Source organism: Geomonas ferrireducens, from assembly GCF_004917065.1.
In the GTDB taxonomy this organism is placed as follows: Bacteria; Desulfobacterota; Desulfuromonadia; order Geobacterales; family Geobacteraceae; genus Geomonas; species Geomonas ferrireducens.
In genome coordinates, this window is sequence record NZ_SSYA01000001.1 from 1,239,063 (window position 1) to 1,256,768 (window position 17,706).

The window sequence follows — 17,706 nt, forward strand, 5'->3', positions numbered from 1 at the left end:
TTGCCAGGGATCCAGTCATGACCGACTATCACACCTTCGAGCAGGCCGGTGAACACTACCTCTTCTTCACCCGCTCCGCGAGGCTCTACCAGATCAGCCGGCTTGCCTTCGGGATGCTCGCGGAGTTCTTCCCGCCGACTTGTGATCCTGACGCCTTCCCGCCCGACCCGCCTCGCCCGCTTCCTGCAGAAGAGCGCTCCCTTTACGGTGAGCTGCGCGATCTCGTCAGCCGGGAGCTAAGGGCACCTGTTCCCCTCCCGCAGCCACGGCATGCCATCCTTCAGGGCAACAGCTACCAGACCTTCTCCATCTACCTCGCCCAGACCTGCAACATGGCCTGCTGCTACTGCTGGAACCGCGGTGGTACCTTCGGAAAACCGGGACATCTCATGGGATGGGACACGGCACAGCGCGCCACCCGCCTGATCCTCTCCCTTGTCGAGCGCTCCAGCGCCGACAAGGTCTTCATAAACTTTTACGGGGGTGAGCCGCTGCTCGATTTCCCGGTGCTGCAGCAGGTCACCCAGGAACTATTGCAACACGAGGCACGGCTTGAGAAAAATTTCTACCTCACCCTGGACACGAACGGCACCTTGCTCGACGGGCCCGCCGCCCAATTCCTTGCACGCTACTTCACGCAGGTCGGCGTGAGCCTCGACGGCAGCCAGAGAATCCATGACCTGCAGCGACCCGGGAAGTACGGCGAGGAGACCTGGCAACTAATCGCCAACAACATCAAGGCCTTCCCGAACCAGAAGCTCTTGGGGATCCGCGCCACCCTCACCACCTTTTCCGACAGCTACCTGGAAACCTTCCGTCACCTCACCACACTTGGCATCAAGAGGATCCAGCTCGAGTACTGCCATGAACCGGGCTACCACCAAAACCCCATCTATGAGAAGCTGATCGTCCCCCCCGAGCGGCAGCTCGCCGAATTGCGCGAGTTCGTCGACTACTACGTCGATTACATCAGCGAGTACAACGACACCTGGGATATCCCCTTCGTCTCCAACGTACTGGACAACATCACCCGGATCCGGCGCGGCAGCCGTTTTACCAAGCCCTGCGGTGCCGGCGCCAACACGCTTGCCATCAACAGCCACGGCAAGGTCTTCCCCTGTATCGCCTTCGTCGAACGCGAGGATTTCGCCATGGGGCAGGTCGATGACACGCAGCGCTTGAACCTGCACCAAAGCCTCGAAGGGTTCGAAGTGGACGGCCAGCACCAGTGCCAGGCCTGCTGGCTGCGCTACGACTGCGCCGGCGGCTGCTACGCCACCCACTACGACATGACCGGCCATCCGAGACGACCCCACCCCGAATACTGCCGAAGCATGCAGGGACGCGCCAAGGTGTATTTCTACGCCCTGACGAGGATGCTGAACAAGTGTCCCTGGCACTTGGAAAAGGTCCACGCTCCGGTCTAAGGAAGGCGACCGCTGGAGCAAGGCTTCTTCTTTCAGGAATTACATGCGGTTACGTAATAGAAGATTGCGGCGTAGTGGCAGGCGCTGCCCGCCAGCACGAAGAGATGCCAGATGGCGTGGTTGTAAGGTAGGCGGTCCCAGAGGTAGAAGACGACCCCGAGGGTGTAGGCGGCCCCGCCGGCAAAGAGGAGCACCAGTCCGTTCAGGGCCAGTCCCGCGGCGAGAGGTTTTATGACTATGACCACCAGCCACCCGAGCCCCAGGTAGAGCAGCGGACCGAGGTAAGGGAGGCGGTGCGTCGTGAAGAGCTTCATGAAGGCGCCGACCATCCCGAGCCCCCACACCGTGACCAGCAGCCAGTACCCCCATGCTCCCTTCAGCGTCACCATGGCGAAGGGGGTGTAACTTCCGGCGATGACGAAATATACGCAGGCATGGTCGAGGATGCGGAAGAGGTAGCGCAGGCGCGGCCTGCGGACCGTGTGGTATATGGTCGAGATGCAGTAGAAGATGACCAGGGTGGCGGTGTAGATCGATGCCGAGACGATGCGCGAGGTGTCCCCCATCCGCACGGCAAGGTTCACCAGTGCGAACGCTCCCGCCGCGCTCAGCAGGATGCCCGGAGCATGGGTCCAGCGGTTCGCCAGCTCTTCCGCCTCGGTATAGTGGAACAGTCGCTGTTGCAGGTCGTCATCATCCATCGTTATCGCTCCGCTTGGCTGAAACACCTGCTTAAGATACACCCCCACCACCTGCCCTGCAACGTGCCCCTCCCCTCCCTTTCGGCTTGACAAGCCGCCACTTCGATACGATCATGAGGACCTCGTATACAACATTGTCATGCATGTCTCAGCGGAGGACACCCTTGGCAAGAAAAATCTTTGTAGCCGCATCGGGGCAGAACATAGGAAAGACCACCATCAGCGTTTCATTGCTGCACCTGGCGCAGAAGAAGTACGGCCGGGTGGGTTTCATGAAACCTTTGGGGCCCAAGCCGACGGTCCTGCGCGGGATTCCGGTTGACAAGGACGCCGCCCTGATCGCCCAGGTCTTCGGGCTCACCAAGGACCTGCGTTACATGTCCCCGGTGGTGGTGTATCCGGACACGACGAAACAGGCGATCGACGGAAAGATCGACCTTCCCGAACTGGGGGAACGCATACGGACCAGCTTCGCCGAGCTCGAAAAGCACTGCGACTTCATCGTGATCGAGGGGTCCGGGCACCCCGGCGTCGGCACCGTCTTGAACCTCTCAAACGCCCATATCGCCAAGATGCTCGACGCGCCGGTGTTGATGCTGAGCGGCGGCGGCATCGGAAACGTCATCGATACGCTCGCCATGAACACTGCGCTGTTCAAGCTCGAGAAGGCCGACGTGCGCGGCGTTCTGGTGAACAAGCTCTTTGCCGAAAAACGTGACGTCACCCTCGACTACCTCTCCCGTGCCTTCGCCGGCCAGCCGTTTTCCATCCTCGGCGGCTTCGATTACAAGCCCGTGCTGGCCAACCCTTCCCTGGGACGCGTGGCGCGCCTGCTCGATCTTCCCCTGAACGGCAACCGCCGCGAGGTGAAGAGAATCATCCATCACGTGCAGATCGGCGCCGCTTCCACGCAGAGGGTCACCGAGATGCTGCGCGATTCCTCGCTCCTGCTGGTGACGAGCAGCCGAGATGAACTGCTGGTTACCATCGCCAACCTGTACCAAATGCCCGAGTTTCACCCGCTCATCGCCGGGTTGGTCATCTCCGGGGTCGCCCCCGTCAGCAGCATCACCCAGCGCATCATCGATCGGAGCAGGATTCCGTACCTGCGCACCGAGCAAACCACCACAGCTCTCTACAAAATGATCACTGAAGACGTGTCGAAGATCACCGCGAAGGACACGGAAAAGCTGACCCTGATCCGTTCCCTGGCCGAGCAGCGCCTCGATTTCGATGCGGTGGACGAGCTCTTCGCACAGTAAAGTTTGGATGAAATAAAAAGGCGGCCTCCTTCTGGAGAGCCGCCTGTGCGTTCCATGCTTCGGAACGGCGCGTCTTCTGCTTCCCTACTTCTTGTGGCAGTCGGCACACTTGGTCGGGCCGGCACCCTTGTCCCCGTGGCATCCCTTGCAGGTCTTGTGCGCCCAGTCCTTGCCGAACCCTTCGATCTTGCCGGGGCCCTTTTCATGGCACACTTTACAGTCCTTCAGGGTCTCCTGGTGCTTCTTGTGGTTGAAGGTCACGTTGCCGTTCTTGGCCTGGAGGGTGATGACATCGGCGGCCAGTACCGCTCCTGCGCTGAAGACGACGAGGGCTGCTGCGACGATTACCTTTTTCATGGATCTGCTCCTTTTCTTCTTGGTTTTTTGCTGCGGAACTGTGGTAAAAATAGCACCTGTCCGGCGGTTCCGTAACCGACATCTATAGCGATGCGACCCGATGTCGGGTCCTTTTTTGCCCATGTCGGGCCCCGATCGCCCTTTTTTACCCCTCGGAGATTACTGGAGATGGTGGACAGCACCGACAAAACGGAGAAGATCGCCCTTGCCAGCGTCGCCATCGACGGCACCAGGGCGAGGAACATCCGAGAGGCGAAGAAGCTGACCCAGCTCTACGTCGCAAACGTGGTCGGGGTCACCACCGACACCATTTCGCGCTGGGAGAACAACCGCTACCCCTCCATAAAGAGGGACAACGCCCAGAAACTCGCCGACGCACTCGAAGTCGCCCTCGAGGAGATCCTGCGCGCGGAGGACCCGGAAGAACCGGACACGCAGGCGCTCCCCTCACAGGGCCCTTCCCGCAAGAGGGTGCTCTTGCCGCTTTCCGTCCTCGCGCTGCTGCTCCTCGGCACCCTGCTCTATTTTATGCTGCGCCAAACCGCTCCAGCACCGCGCGCCATACGCTGGGCCCCACGCTTTGCCGCCCCGGGTGAGGTGATTCCCGTCCAGGTAAAGGTTGCCCGCCAGCCTGCCTCTCCTTTCGGCTTTATCCTCAGAGAACGGCTTCCCGCGGGGGCGCGTCTCGTCTCCGCCCTTCCCGTCACCTCTTCGACCGAGTCCGAGGGGAAATGGCTCGTTCCTACCGGCGGCACACCTACCACCGTCTCCTATTCCCTGAAGGTCCCCTCCAACTTCCCGTCCGGCAAGGACGCCGCTTTCAATGGGGAACTCGTGGTCCACGGCGGCGAGGCATCCAACCGCACCGAAAGCGTCGGCGGCAGCACCTCGGTCCACATCGGCGCCTACCACTGGGCCGACAGCAACGGCGACGGACGCATCGACGACGACGAGATCATGCCCGCCTACTACATCTGCGAAGAGATGAAAGGGCTGGGCCTGGACTGGAAGACCATCGAGGCGATCTGGAGCGGAAAAGGGTACCGCTGGGACGCCAGGAGCGGATACACCGTCCTCAAGTAATTGCCGTGCCCCCTTCCTGATTTCACCTCCCGTCTCATAAACATCCCGCCGCCATTTTATTATTAGTTTTTTCTTTTCGTCCACATGCGCCGTATAAAAGGCATGGTAAACTGGAGTGCGTCGATTTCACAGAGGTTTACAACCTACAGACTCGGCGATGCAACGCCTTATTAATCATCGTGATGGGAGGAATCATGAAAGCATTGATCCTTAGCGCAGACAACTTCGAAGATAGCGAACTGCTCGTCCCCCTGTATCGCTTGCGTGAGGTCGGCTACTCCGTCGTAGTCGCCTCGGAGAAAAGCGGCTCCATCCACGGCAAACACGGCTACGAGGTACCGGTGGACCGGGTCTTCACCGACCTGAACCCAGCCGACTACGCGGTGCTCGTGCTACCGGGCGGTAAGGCCCCTGCCGCCATCAGAAACACCCCCGAGGTCCAGGAGATCGTCCGCGCCTTCATGTCGTCCAACAAGCCGGTCGCCGCCATCTGCCACGGCCCCCAGATCCTCATTTCCGCAGGGCTTCTCAAGGGGCGCAAGGCCACCTGCTACGAGTCGGTGGCCCCTGAACTACGCGACGCCGGCGCGTCTTACGAGGACATCGAGGTACTGGTGGACGGTAACCTGATCACCTCCAGAAAGCCCGACGATCTCCCCGCCTTTTGCCGCGAGCTCACCAGGATGCTGAAAGCGCAGGGATAGAAGTCCTTCAAAAACGCAAAAGAAAAGGCGGCCTCCGATCGGGGGCCGCCTTTTTTGTCGATGCTTTATGCTGCTGTTACTTGAGGTTCTGCTTGATCCGCTCCACCGCTTCAATGACGTTGTCGCGGTTGCCGAAGGCGGAGAGACGGAAGTACCCTTCGCCGGAGGGACCGAAGCCGCTGCCCGGGGTGCCTACCACGTTGCACTCGGTGAGAAGCTTGTCGAAGAAGTCCCAGGAGGAGAGCCCGGCCGGGGTTTTGAGCCAGATGTAGGGGGCGTTCACGCCGCCGTACACGGTGAGACCGGCCTCCGCGAGACCTTCACGGATGATGCGGGCGTTCTCCATATAGTAGTCGATGATTTCCTTGTTCTGCTTCCACCCCTCCTCGGAGTAGACCGCGGCAGCGGCCTTCTGCACCGGGTAGGAGGCGCCGTTGAACTTGGTGGTGGTGCGGCGCAGCCAGAGCTTGTTGAAGGAGTACTTCTCGCCGGTTGCCGTGGTCCCCATCACCTCTTCCGGCACGACGACGAGGCCGCAGCGCACGCCGGTGAAGCCGGCGGTCTTGGAGAAGGAGCGGAACTCGATGGCGCACTTTTTAGCACCTTCCACCTCGTAGATGGAGTGCGGGATGGACGGATCGGTGATGAAGGCCTCGTAAGCCGCGTCGTAGAAGATCACGGCGTCGTTGGCGAGGGCGTAATCGACCCACTTCTTCAGCTCGGCCTTGCTTGCCACGGTACCGGTCGGGTTGTTCGGGAAGCAGAGGTAGATGATGTCGACTTTCCCGGTCGGGAGGGACGGGATGAACCCGTTTTCCTCGGTGCAGGGAAGGTAGACGATCCCCTTGTAGTAACCCTTCTCGTCCGCCTCGCCGGTGCGCCCGATCATGACGTTGGTGTCGTTGTAGACCGGGTAGACGGGGTCGCCGATGGCGACGACGTTATCGAGGGCGAAGATGTCGAGGATGTTGGCGCAGTCGCACTTGGAGCCGTCGGAGACGAACATCTCCTCGGTCTTCAGGTCGACGCCGAGCGGCTTGTAGGACTTCTCGATGATGGCGTTGATGAGCCAGTCATACCCCTGCTCGGGGCCGTAGCCTGCGAAGTTCTCGACGGTCGCGAGGTCGTCCACCGCCTCGTGGAACGCCTTGATGACGGCCGGCGCCAGGGGACGGGTCACGTCGCCGATCCCGAGACGGATCACCTTCGCCTCCGGGTTGGCGGCGGCGAAAGCGCGCACGCGGCGCCCGATCTCAGGGAAAAGGTAACCCGCTTTCAGTTTCAGGTAGTTATCATTTATCTTTGCCACGTATTTCCTCCAGAAATAAACTCTACGGCGGCCGGTGGGTCGCCTGAATCTTTATCTTAGCCCTAGCACGTCCTGCATGTCCCAGACGCCGGGCTTCGCGGTCACCACCCACTTGGCGGCACGCACGGAGCCGCGGGAGAACATGTCGCGGGTGTGGGCGCGGTGGGTAAGCTCGATGCGCTCGCCCATGCCGATGAAGTACACGGTGTGCTCGCCGACGATATCGCCGCCGCGCACGGTCTGCATGCCGATCTCATCGTGGGTACGCTCGCCGCAGATCCCCTCGCGGTGGTAGTTGGCGACCTTGTTGTAGTCGCGCCCGAGGGCGTTGGCCACGACCTCGCCCATTCTCACTGCGGTCCCGGAGGGGGAGTCCTTCTTCAGGCGGTGATGCGCCTCGACGATTTCGACGTCGAAGTCGTCGCCGAGGATCTTGGCGACATCGGCCAGTACCTTGAAGCATACGTTCACGCCGACGGACATGTTCGGAGCGATGATCACCGGGATCTCGCGTGCGAGTTCCGCGGCGAGGGCGCGTTCTTCAGGGGTGAAGCCGGTCGAGCCGATGACGATGGATTTCTTATAGAGGGCGCAGACTTCGAGGTTTTTCAGGGACACCTTCGGTGCGGTGAAGTCGATCAGCACGTCGCAACCCTGCACTACGGCGTTCAGGTCGTCGTTGATGGTGACGCCGATGGCGCCGAGCCCCGCGTTGTAACCGGCATCCTGCCCGACCATCGGGTGCCCGGGCCGCTCCAGAGCGCCGGAGAGCTCCACTCCTTCCGATTCCTTGATGGCGGCGATGATGCGGCCGCCCATGCGGCCGGCAGCCCCGCAAACAGCTATTTTAACCATTGGTTTCTCCATTTTGTTGATGTATGCCGGGGGGCCTGCGCCTTCCCCCGACATGCACGTCTCCCTTCCAACTTCCCGCCCCCGGAGGGGGAGGGTCAGGGAGGGGGCGCGTAGCGGCTCGTTCAGGCAAGAATCCCCCCTCCCGACCTCCCCCCTCCGGGGGGAGGAGCGTGGAGTGATCCTCAGGGGCAATGCCGATCCGTCAGTTAGATCAGCTTGTATTCCTTCATGATGGAAATGAGCTTCGCCTTGTTGGCCTCCATGAGCGGGGCGAGCGGCAGGCGTACTTCGTCGCTGCACTTGCCCATCAGGGAAACCGCGGTCTTTACCGGCACCGGGTTGCTCTCGATGAACATCGCATTTGAGATCTTCAGCAGGTACAGGTGCAGCCTCCTCGCCTCTTCCATGTTCCCGGCGTTGAAGGCATCGACCAGCGCGGAGACTTCCTTCGGCATGATGTTGGCGGTCACCGAGATGACCCCCTTGGCGCCTGCGGCCATCATGGGAAGAGTGATGAAGTCGTCACCGGAGAGCACGTCGAGCTTGTCGCCGCAAAGTGCGAGCACCTCGGAGGCCTGCTGCAGCGAGCCGGTTGCCTCCTTGATGGCGACGATGTTGGAGTGCTCGGCAAGGCGCGCAACGGTCTCAGGGAGGAGGTTCACGCCGGTACGTCCCGGTACGTTGTAGAGGATCTGCGGCAACGCCACGGCGTCGGCCACCGCCTTGTAGTGGCGGTAGAGACCTTCCTGGGAAGGCTTATTGTAGTAAGGGGTTACCAGCAGCGCGCCATCGGCGCCCAGGTCCTTGGCGTGCTTGGTGATCTCGATGGCTTCGTGGGTGGAATTGGAACCGGTGCCGGCGATGACCGGGACCCTCTTGTTCACCTGCTCCACGACGATCTGGATGACCCTGTCGTGCTCTTCATAGCTCAGGGTGGAGGACTCGCCGGTGGTGCCGCACGGCACGATGGCGTCGGTTCCGTTGGCAATCTGGAACTCGACCAGTTCCCTCAGTTTTTCTTCGTCCACCGCGTGGTTGTTGAACGGTGTTACGATCGCTACGATACTTCCGTGAAACATGGGCTACCTCCTTATGGTAACTATCCGATAGATTTAGGAATTTAAAGGAAAGTGGGGACGCTCTCGCCCTTGACCAGATCAGCCAGGGTCTCTCGCTCTCGCACCACTTCGAATCTCTTTCCGTCGACCATCACTTCGGCCACCCGCGGGCGGCTGTTGTAGTTGCTGCTCATGGTGAAGCCGTAAGCGCCGGCAGACATGAACGCGATCAGGTCACCGGGCTGGAAATTCGGGATCTCCCGGTCCTTGACCAGGAAGTCGCCGGATTCGCAGATCGGACCGACGATGTCACCTTCGATGACCCCGCTTTGGTTTCTCACCACCGGACGGACGCCGTGGAAGGAACCGTACAGCGCAGGCCGGGCCAGATCATTCATCCCCGCGTCGACGATGACGAAGTTCTTTTCCTCGCCCTGTTTAGTGTAGAGGCATCTGCCGACAAGAATGCCGGCGTTGCCTACTAGGTTCCTCCCTGGCTCGAAGAGCAGATGCAACCCGAGGTCTTTGGTCTCCTCGATTATCGAGGAACCGTAGTCTGCGGGAAGCGGCGGCGCTTCATCGTTGTACTGGATGCCGAGGCCGCCACCCAGGTCAAGGTACTTCACGTCGATGCCCATGTCCCTGACGCCTTCTAAAAGGCGCTTCAGTTTCTTGATGGCGTCGACAAAAGGAGAAACCTTGGTGAGCTGGCTGCCGATGTGACAGTCGATGCCCAGGATCTCCAGGTTATTCATGCTCTTGGCGCGCTGGTACTGCCCAAGGGCGCGCTCGATGTTGATACCGAACTTGGCCTTCTTCAGTCCCGTGGTGATATAGGGATGGGTTTCCGGGTCGACGTCCGGATTGACGCGGATGGCGATGCCGGCCTTTTTGTTCAGGCGCCCCGCCACCTCGTTGATCCGGTCGAGTTCCTGCTCCGACTCCACGTTGAACATCAGGATGCCGGTTTTCAAGGCGTAGGCGATCTCGTCGTCTCTTTTCCCCACGCCGGAATAAACCACTTTTTTAGGATCGACGCCGACGGCCAGCGCCCGGTACAGTTCCCCGCCCGAGACGATGTCCACACCACCGCCGAGATTTACGAAGGTCTTGAGGACGGCAAGGTTGGAGTTGGCCTTCACCGAGTAGCAGATCGTGTGAGGCGCACCGGCAAAGGCGTCGTCCATCGCCTTGAAATGACGCTCCAGAGTTGCCCTGGAGTAGACGTAAACAGGGCTTCCTACTTCAGCAACGATATCTTTGATCGCGACCTCTTCTGCGAAGAGCTCGTCACCTTTGTACTGAAAGTGATGCATAAGTCATCCCCCTTCTGTTGAGGTGAAGTTGCCGTCGTAAACAAAAAAAGTTTTTATTTCTAACATATAAACCGTCAAAAAGTCAAAATAATGCTTTGCCGTATTCCCTTGTTGTCAGTGGGTCTTTTTGTCGGTTTCGTCGAGCGGACATTGGTTCGACGAGATCATACCTTCTTCAAAAGGACTCTCTCACCATTCCCTCTCCGGTTCCTCACTCCCTACTCTTGTGTTCCTCTTCTCACAACACTCACCACCCCTATGTGAGTTTATCCTAATTGTGCGATTACGGTCTGCAGACCCGGACGGGCTCGAGGTGAAGATTCGCAATCGGCACCTCGGATGTCGCCGGTTCCGATCAATTTGCACAAAATTTAGGCTTTAAATTTGGCACCAAAAACAGGCGATCTCGCCACAAGACAAACACTGACCTTTCCCTGCAAGCACAACCCCTAAAAAACCCCTTTTTGCTCGCTTACAAAGAAATCGGTAAAAATTAACTATTTCTTAACAATCATTACCAGCGATCTGGCGTCTCCAGAGCAAGGGAGATTGAAATCGAGCACCGACTCGACCCTGGCTCCGAGTTTCTGCAGTTCCTCTTCAGCGGCCGACACCTCTTCGGCTGCGTTCTTTCCCTTCATGGCGACGATGCGTCCTTCCGGCTTCAGGACCGGCAGCGCCATGGCAACGAAGGAAGGTATATCCGAAAAGGCGCGGGAGACGACCCAGTCGAAATAGTCGGGGTAGTCGGCGGCGAGCGTTTCCGCCCGGACATGAAGCGCATCGAAAGATTGGAAACCCAGCAGACGCACCGCCTGTTTCTGAAAGCTGATCTTTTTCACCACTGCATCAACTGACACGATGGCCAGATCGGGGTGCACCACCTTCACCGGGATACCAGGAAATCCTCCGCCGGAACCGATATCAAGCATACGTGCCGGTCCGCGCACCACCTTCAAAAGGCTGAGCGAGTCTACAAGGTGCTTCACCGCAATCCCTTCGTCATCGGTTATCGCGGTCAGATTGATCTTGCGATTCCACTTTTTCAGCTCCTCCGCGAAAAGGTCCAGGCTCTTCAACTGCGCAGCAGTGAGCTCGATACCCAGTTCCGCGGCCCCTTTTTTCAGGAAATCCCTGGCGCGCTCGTTCATCGGCCGTACCTCGCCTTAAGCGCAATGGAAAGGATGGTGATGCCCGCAGGAGTGATGCCGGGGATGCGGGAAGCCTGGCCCAGGGTGTCCGGACGGAACTTCACCAGCTTCTCCCGCACCTCGGTGGATAGGCCGGAGACACTGCCGTAATCCATGTCGGCAGGGATCTTTGTCGTCTCCAGTTTGGCGGAGCGCTCCACCTGCTCGAGCTGGCGCTGAATATAGCCCTGATACTTGATCTGGATTTCGATCTGCTCGCGTACCTGTTCTGGCAGCTCCATGATCTCCGGGTAGATGCGCGAGAGGTCCTGACAGGTGAACTCGGGACGGCGCAGCAACTGCTCATAGCTGATGGCATTCTGCATGCCGACCAGCCCCCATTCCTCAAGCAATTCCTCACCCGCAGCGGACGGCGCCAGCCTTTCCCTGGATAGGCGCGCAAGTTCGGTATCGATCAGCTCTTTCTTTGCCAGGAAAGAGTTGTAGAGGAACTCAGGCACCAAACCGATCTCGTGCCCCTTCTCCCTCAGGCGCAAATCCGCGTTGTCCTCGCGCAGCAGCAGGCGGTATTCCGCACGGGAGGTGAACATACGATACGGCTCTTTCGTGCCGAGGGTGACCAGATCGTCGATCATCACACCGATATAGGCTTCGCTGCGGCCCAGAACCAGCGGCTCTTTTCCCTGGACCCGAAGGGCGGCGTTGATGCCGGCCATGAGTCCCTGGGCAGCCGCCTCCTCGTAACCGGACGTCCCGTTGATCTGACCGGCATGGTAGAGGTTGTGTACCAGCTTCGTTTCCAGCGAGGCGTGCAGCTGGATCGGGTTGACGTAGTCGTACTCGATCGCGTAGGCCGGGCGCATGATCTCGACGCGCTCGAGGCCTTCTATGCTCCGATAGAAAGCCCATTGTATGTCGATTGGAAGCGAGGTGGACATACCGCTGGGGTAAACTTCGACGGTCTCACGCCCCTCCGGCTCAATGAAGGTTTGGTGACGGTCCTTGTCCGGGAAGCGCACGACCTTATCCTCGATGGATGGGCAGTAGCGCGGCCCGATCCCCTCGATGATACCGGCATAGAGCGGGGAGCGGTCGAGACCGCTACGGATGATCTCGTGGGAGCGCTCGTTGGTATAAGCGATGTGGCAGGGAACCTGGCTCTGTTCGATTCTCTCGGTCGAGAACGAGAACGGCACCGGGTTCTCGTCGCCGTACTGCTTCTCGAGCCTATCGAAGTCGATGGTTCTGCCGTCGAGGCGCGCAGGGGTACCGGTTTTCAGACGGCCCACGTCGAAACCATAATCTTTCAGTCCGTCGGACAGGCCGATGGAGGGTAGGTCCCCTGCCCTGCCGCCCGGGTAATGGATCAAGCCGATATGAATGAGGCCGCGCATGAAGGTACCGGTGGTGAGAACGACCGTATTGCCCATGAAGCGGACGCCGCCCTTGGTATCCACGCCGACCACCGCGCCGTCCTCTATTACCAGTCCGGTCACCTCGACCTGTTTGAGATCGAGGTCATCCTGCTGCTCCATGACGTGCTTCATACGCAGACGGTACATCTGCTTGTCGGCCTGGGCACGCGAAGCGCGGACGGCAGGTCCTTTCTTCGTGTTCAGCACGCGGAACTGGATACCGGTCGCGTCGATGTTGCGCCCCATCTCACCACCAAGGGCGTCGATTTCCTTGACCAGGTGACCTTTCGCCAAACCGCCGATGGCCGGGTTGCAGGACATGAGGGCGATGGCGTCCAGGTTGATGGTGAGCATAAGGGTAGACTGCCCCATCCTGGCAGCAGCGAGCGCAGCCTCGCACCCGGCGTGTCCCGCGCCGACCACAATCACGTCATATTTCTTGTCGTAAACTATCAAAACCTTACTCCATTCGCAGTTTGAGCCTTAGGAACGCATTACGAAGCGGCAGGGTCCCCTCAACAGGGATGCTACTGATCCCGATGCATGTTCCACGTGAAACAATACTAAAAATACCTGTATACTCAGGGTGTTGCCCAACATTACCAAAAACAACAGCCTCATATACCGACTAACGACTTATACGGAACAGTCAACGACTCGTCGGATGCGTCCAACGACTCATCCGGTGCGTCCAACGACTCATCCGGTGCATCCAACGACTCATCCGGTGCATCCAACGACTCATCCGGTGCGTCCAACGACTCATCCGGTGCGTCCAACGACTCATCCGGTGCGATCTACGACTCATCCGGTGCGATCTACGACTCATCCGGTGCGATCAACGACTCATCCGGTGCGATCAACGACTCATCCAGTGCGATCAACGACTCGTCGGATGCGTCCAACGACTCGTCGGATGCGTCCAACGACTCGTCGGATGCGTCCAACGACTCGTCAGGTGAGTCCAACGACTCGTCCGGTGCGTTCAACGAGTCGTCCGGTGCGTTCAACGAGTCGTCCGGTGCGTTCAACGAGTCGTCCGGTACGTCCAACGACTCATCCGGTGCGTTCAACGACTCGTCCGGCGCAACCAATGACTCATCCTGCGCGACCAATAACTCGTCCAACCCGACCGGCGACTCGTCACCTCGGTGAACTAGCGGGAGAACCAGGTGCCGCAGTCCAGGCTCTTCCCACGAGAGCAAGGATACCACCGCACCTACGTAAACAGTCAGAACCAGCGTAAGCCATTATAGTTTCGTTGAAAAGCAAAACTGTTTCACGTGAAACATCAGCGAAGATCTGTGCCCCTACTTCCCAATACAGAAGCTCGAGAAGATCCTATCGAGAATGTCGTCCGCAGTAGTCTCCCCGGTCACCTCGCCTACTGCGTCGAGCGCATCGCGCAAGTCTATAGGGAGAACCTCCAGATTCATACAAGCTTCAAGATTGCTGACGAAGGAGCGCAACGAGGTACGGGCCTTAAGCAGCGAATCCCGGTGCCGCGCCTTGGAGACTGCAACATACTCGCGGCTGTCTATCGCGTGACCATGCATGAAAGCATTGGTGATCGCATCGCGCAAGGAAGGAACACCGGACCCGGTATGCGTGGAGATGGTCACCACGGGCGCGGAGAAATCTGACGGGAGCACAGCCACCGATGGCAGATCAGACTTGTTCTCTACCACGATACAACTCTTAGCACCGATGGCACGAAGAATGGTCGCATCGTCTTCATCAAATGGTGCGGAGCCGTCGATGACGAAAAGAACCAAGTCGGCCCTCGGTATGCGGTCCAGAGACAGCCGTACGCCTTCCTGCTCAACCTGATCATCCGACTCGCGGATGCCGGCAGTATCGAGCAGTTTGACGGGCAAGCCGTTTATGTTGACCACCTCTTCTATCAGGTCCCTGGTAGTGCCCGGTACCGAAGTGACGATGGCCCGTTTTTCCTTCAAGAGGGTATTGAGGAGACTGGACTTCCCTACGTTCGGCTTGCCTGCGATGACGACCGAAACCCCGTCGCGCAGCACCCTCCCCTCGTCAAACCCCTCTATCAATGAGTCCAATTCAGCCAGTGCCGGCGTTACTTTGCCGAGAACATCGGTCTCAACGGCAACATCGACGTCGTCTTCCGGAAAGTCGATAAGTGCCTCTACGTAGGCCAAGGCATAGACAATCCCGTCCTTCACCGTAGCGATCCGTTTGGACAAGAGCCCTTCGCGCTGGTGTTGAGCAAGTGCCAGGGAGGCATCGGTCCGGCTGGATATGACGTCCATTACGGCTTCCGCCTGTACCAGATCGATCCGCCCATTCAGGAAAGCGCGCTTGGTGAATTCGCCGGGTTCCGCCAGACGTGCCCCTTCACTGATCACGAGATTGAGGATCCTGGAAACGACGAGAGTGCCACCGTGGCACTGTATCTCGACCACGTCTTCCCTTGTATAGGAATTGGGCGTCTTCATATAGACGACCATGGCCTCGTCGACCAGGTCGCCAGTTTGCGGAGTTACCACAGCGCCATAAGAAAAACGGTGGCTTTTTAGGCCACCGTTCGACTTAGCTTTGAAGATGCTCTCGGCGATCGGCAGGGAGGCAGGGCCGCTGATCCTTACGATCCCGATACCCCCCTCACCTACCGCTGTGCTGATTGCTGCGATTGTGTCGCGTACATACATTGTCGTATCCGTTTAGTGCTAGTCCGTTACCGTCTTGTTGATGTACATCTGCTGCGCGATGGTAAGCACGTTGTTCACCAGCCAGTAGATAACGAGGCCGGACGGGAAATTCAGGAACATGAAGGTGAAGACCACGGGAAGCATCAGCATCATCTTCGCCTGGACCGGATCCATGTTGGTCGGTGTCATCTTCTGCTGGATGAACATGGTGGCGCCCATGATGAGCGGGGTCACGTAGTACGGGTCCTTAGCGGAAAGGTCGGTGATCCAGAGGTAGAACGGCGCGTGCCTGAGCTCGATGGAGTACATGAGCGCACGGTACAGGCCGAAGAACACCGGGATCTGAACCACCATCGGGAGGCAGCCACCCAGCGGGTTGACCTTGTGGGTCTTGTACAGTTCCATCACGGCGCGGTTCATCGCGTCGCGATCGTTCTTGTGCTTCTCTTTCAGCTCGTTCATCTTGGGCTGGATCTTCTGCATGTCCTTCATGGACTTGTAGCTCTTGTGCGTGAGCGGGAAGAACAGCGCCTTCAGGATGCAGGTGATGATGATGATGGCGATGCCGTAGTTGCCGGTGTACTTGTAAAGGAACTTGAGGAAGACCACGAGCGGCTTCGCGATGGCTGCGAACCAGCCGTAATCGATCACCTCTTCGAGCCTGCTCCCCTGCGCCTTCAGGATGTCGAGATCCTTCGGGCCGTAGTAGAGCGCGTAGCTGACGGAAGCACTCTGCCCGGGGGCGACGCTGACGGCAGGAGATACGATATCCCTCAGCATGGAGTCGCTGCCGGGACGGGAGAGACGCACCTGCGCGATGCTCCCCTTCTCAGCGATGACGCTGTCCATGAAGTACTTGTCGGCGAAGGCGGACCAGAGAACACCCTTGTCGAATTGCACCGGGGCCTTGAGCAGGTTGTCGAGCTTCTCGCTCTTGACAGCATTGTCGGTGAGCGTGGAGGGGCCGTAGACCTCGTAGCGCCCCCCGCCGGCCTTCTGGTCAACGACACGTGCGTTCTGCAGCAGGTGCAGTGCACCGGATACCTGAGCGGCACCGGCATTCTGAACCTGCTCCACCAGGTCGATCCGGTAGGAATCGCCGGAGAAGGTGTAGGTCTTCTTGAACACGACGCCTTGCGGAGTCGTCGTACTGAATTCTAGGGTCCCCTTGTTGCCGTTGGTCAACTGGAGATCATTGCCTGCTACGGCATACATAGAGTTCGGATTCAAACCGAGCTCGCGGGAGTCGCTCAGGAGGCTGAAGCGGTTGGCGGCTATCTCGTCAACGAGAACGATCCCCTTACCCTTTGCCCCGGCAACGTCCTTGTACTTCTTAAGGACGAACTTTTTCAGACCGGCACCTTGGGTGGAGAAGACCGCGCTGTAGAGGTCGGTGTCGACGGTGATGTCACGCGCGGTGGAAGCAGGCTGCGAGGGAACTGCGATGGGAGCAGTCGGTGCAGCTTGCGGTGCCGCGGCAGTAGCTGCGGTGGCTACCGTAGCGGAACTGACAGTCCCCTGCTTGGCTACGTTACCGGTGGGTGCAGGCTTCGCGGGAGGAAAGACAAAGGTATAAGCGTACAGGACCCCGATGGAGAGCAGTATCGCTACGATAAGACGTTTTTCCATTATATGCTCCTGGAGAGACTAGACTATTTTACCGGATCGTAACCGCCCGGGTGAAACGGGTGGCATTTCAGAATGCGCACTGCCGTCAGCCACAACCCTTTCATAGGGCCGTATTTTTCCAATGCTTGTAAGGAGTAATGCGAACAGGTGGGGTAAAAACGGCAGGATGGGGCCTTGAGCGGAGATATGAATCTCTGATAAAGAACGACAAGGCCTTTGAGTGTGCTAGTGACCATGTTTTTTACGCAGCCGCCCGAAGGCGGCTGCGAGCTCGGTTGAGATCTGGTGAAAGTCAAGCAAGTCCGCCCCTTTCTTGGCAACGATGTTGAAGTCAGCCAAGATGAAAAGAGACTTGTTCTGCCTGTAAAACTCCCGCAGCCTTCGCTTGATGAAGTTTCTGGCTACGGCGTTACCCACCTTCTTGCTAGCGGTAAACCCAACCCTCGTGACGCCACCATCCTTCACTTTCCATAACAGCAAAAAATGCGGCGTATGCATCTTCGATGCGCCGTCATTGAACTGCAGGAACTCAGGGCGTCTGCGCAGGCGTTCAGCTTTGGGAAAATCCGAGCAGGACAAAAAGTAGATTACTTGGTAGCGATGCCTACGGAAAGGCGCTTGCGCCCTTTAGCCCTTCTCCTCTTGATGACGAGACGGCCGTTCTTGGTGGACATGCGAACGAGGAAGCCGTGGGTCCTCTTCCTGGAGGTATTGCTCGGCTGGTAGGTTCTTTTCATCTTTATCTACTCCTTAAGTCTTGA

General features: G+C 58.8%; 18 protein-coding genes. 4 read left to right on the plus strand and 14 right to left on the minus strand.

Translation table 11 applies throughout. From position 1 onward, the window contains the following. The first annotated feature begins 17 nt into the window (after nt 1–17). Nucleotides 18–1,427: a radical SAM/SPASM domain-containing protein gene (locus E8L22_RS05320; RefSeq protein ID WP_136524167.1), complete on the plus strand. Its 1,410-nt coding sequence runs from the start codon at nt 18–20 to the stop codon at nt 1,425–1,427. 32 nt (nt 1,428–1,459) lie between these two features. Here E8L22_RS05320 and trhA read toward each other — a convergent pair whose 3' ends face one another. Further along, nucleotides 1,460–2,128 (minus strand): PAQR family membrane homeostasis protein TrhA, encoded by a 669-nt coding sequence (gene trhA / locus E8L22_RS05325; protein WP_136524168.1) that lies wholly within the window; start codon nt 2,126–2,128, stop codon nt 1,460–1,462. A gap of 164 nt (nt 2,129–2,292) precedes the next feature. Between trhA and E8L22_RS05330 the strand changes: the two genes are divergently transcribed. Then, nucleotides 2,293–3,390 (plus strand): phosphotransacetylase family protein, encoded by a 1,098-nt coding sequence (locus E8L22_RS05330; protein ID WP_136524169.1) that lies wholly within the window; start codon nt 2,293–2,295, stop codon nt 3,388–3,390. A gap of 84 nt (nt 3,391–3,474) precedes the next feature. On the opposite strand, the gene E8L22_RS05335 is transcribed toward E8L22_RS05330, so the two are convergent. Continuing rightward, nucleotides 3,475–3,747 carry a cytochrome c7 gene (locus E8L22_RS05335; protein ID WP_135868973.1) on the minus strand — a complete coding sequence of 91 codons (273 nt, stop codon included), beginning with the start codon at nt 3,745–3,747 and terminating at the stop codon, nt 3,475–3,477. 168 nt (nt 3,748–3,915) lie between these two features. Between E8L22_RS05335 and E8L22_RS05340 the strand changes: the two genes are divergently transcribed. Then, nucleotides 3,916–4,830: a helix-turn-helix transcriptional regulator gene (locus E8L22_RS05340; protein ID WP_136524170.1), complete on the plus strand. Its 915-nt coding sequence runs from the start codon at nt 3,916–3,918 to the stop codon at nt 4,828–4,830. Nucleotides 4,831–5,024: 194 nt separating this feature from the next. Further along, the gene (locus tag E8L22_RS05345) at nt 5,025–5,534 is read left to right on the plus strand and encodes a type 1 glutamine amidotransferase domain-containing protein (RefSeq protein ID WP_136524171.1); all 510 of its coding nucleotides are present in this window, start codon (nt 5,025–5,027) and stop codon (nt 5,532–5,534) included. A gap of 76 nt (nt 5,535–5,610) precedes the next feature. On the opposite strand, the gene E8L22_RS05350 is transcribed toward E8L22_RS05345, so the two are convergent. The 12 genes from E8L22_RS05350 to rpmH form a co-directional block, all read right to left on the minus strand. Next, entirely contained in the window at nt 5,611–6,843 is a 1,233-nt protein-coding gene (locus tag E8L22_RS05350; RefSeq protein WP_136524172.1) for an LL-diaminopimelate aminotransferase, read from the minus strand. A gap of 51 nt (nt 6,844–6,894) precedes the next feature. Next, complete coding sequence (dapB, locus tag E8L22_RS05355; RefSeq protein ID WP_136524173.1) at nt 6,895–7,698, minus strand: 4-hydroxy-tetrahydrodipicolinate reductase; 804 nt, start codon at nt 7,696–7,698, stop codon at nt 6,895–6,897. Nucleotides 7,699–7,904: 206 nt separating this feature from the next. Continuing rightward, nucleotides 7,905–8,777, minus strand: a complete 873-nt coding sequence (dapA, locus tag E8L22_RS05360) for a 4-hydroxy-tetrahydrodipicolinate synthase (RefSeq protein WP_136524174.1) — start codon at nt 8,775–8,777, stop codon at nt 7,905–7,907. A 41-nt stretch (nt 8,778–8,818) separates the two neighbouring features. Next, nucleotides 8,819–10,072, minus strand: coding sequence for a diaminopimelate decarboxylase (gene lysA / locus E8L22_RS05365; protein ID WP_136524175.1), 1,254 nt, complete (start codon nt 10,070–10,072; stop codon nt 8,819–8,821). Nucleotides 10,073–10,569: 497 nt separating this feature from the next. After that, nucleotides 10,570–11,223 carry a 16S rRNA (guanine(527)-N(7))-methyltransferase RsmG gene (gene rsmG / locus E8L22_RS05370; RefSeq protein ID WP_136524176.1) on the minus strand — a complete coding sequence of 218 codons (654 nt, stop codon included), beginning with the start codon at nt 11,221–11,223 and terminating at the stop codon, nt 10,570–10,572. Further along, nucleotides 11,220–13,094 (minus strand): tRNA uridine-5-carboxymethylaminomethyl(34) synthesis enzyme MnmG, encoded by a 1,875-nt coding sequence (gene mnmG, locus E8L22_RS05375; RefSeq protein ID WP_136524177.1) that lies wholly within the window; start codon nt 13,092–13,094, stop codon nt 11,220–11,222. Before mnmG ends, rsmG begins: the two co-directional genes overlap by 4 nt. 362 nt (nt 13,095–13,456) lie before the next feature. Continuing rightward, nucleotides 13,457–13,732, minus strand: coding sequence for a hypothetical protein (locus tag E8L22_RS05380; RefSeq protein WP_136524178.1), 276 nt, complete (start codon nt 13,730–13,732; stop codon nt 13,457–13,459). Between the two features lie 216 nt (nt 13,733–13,948). Next, the gene (mnmE, locus tag E8L22_RS05385; protein WP_136524179.1) at nt 13,949–15,316 is read right to left on the minus strand and encodes a tRNA uridine-5-carboxymethylaminomethyl(34) synthesis GTPase MnmE; all 1,368 of its coding nucleotides are present in this window, start codon (nt 15,314–15,316) and stop codon (nt 13,949–13,951) included. A gap of 18 nt (nt 15,317–15,334) precedes the next feature. Then, nucleotides 15,335–16,945 carry a membrane protein insertase YidC gene (gene yidC / locus E8L22_RS05390; RefSeq protein WP_136524180.1) on the minus strand — a complete coding sequence of 537 codons (1,611 nt, stop codon included), beginning with the start codon at nt 16,943–16,945 and terminating at the stop codon, nt 15,335–15,337. A 23-nt stretch (nt 16,946–16,968) separates the two neighbouring features. Then, complete coding sequence (yidD, locus tag E8L22_RS05395; RefSeq protein WP_136524181.1) at nt 16,969–17,181, minus strand: membrane protein insertion efficiency factor YidD; 213 nt, start codon at nt 17,179–17,181, stop codon at nt 16,969–16,971. Beyond that, nucleotides 17,171–17,524, minus strand: a complete 354-nt coding sequence (rnpA, locus tag E8L22_RS05400) for a ribonuclease P protein component (protein WP_136524182.1) — start codon at nt 17,522–17,524, stop codon at nt 17,171–17,173. The genes yidD and rnpA overlap by 11 nt, the downstream gene beginning before the upstream one ends. An 8-nt stretch (nt 17,525–17,532) precedes the next feature. Continuing rightward, complete coding sequence (gene rpmH, locus E8L22_RS05405; RefSeq protein WP_136524183.1) at nt 17,533–17,682, minus strand: 50S ribosomal protein L34; 150 nt, start codon at nt 17,680–17,682, stop codon at nt 17,533–17,535. Between the last annotated feature and the right edge of the window lie 24 nt (nt 17,683–17,706).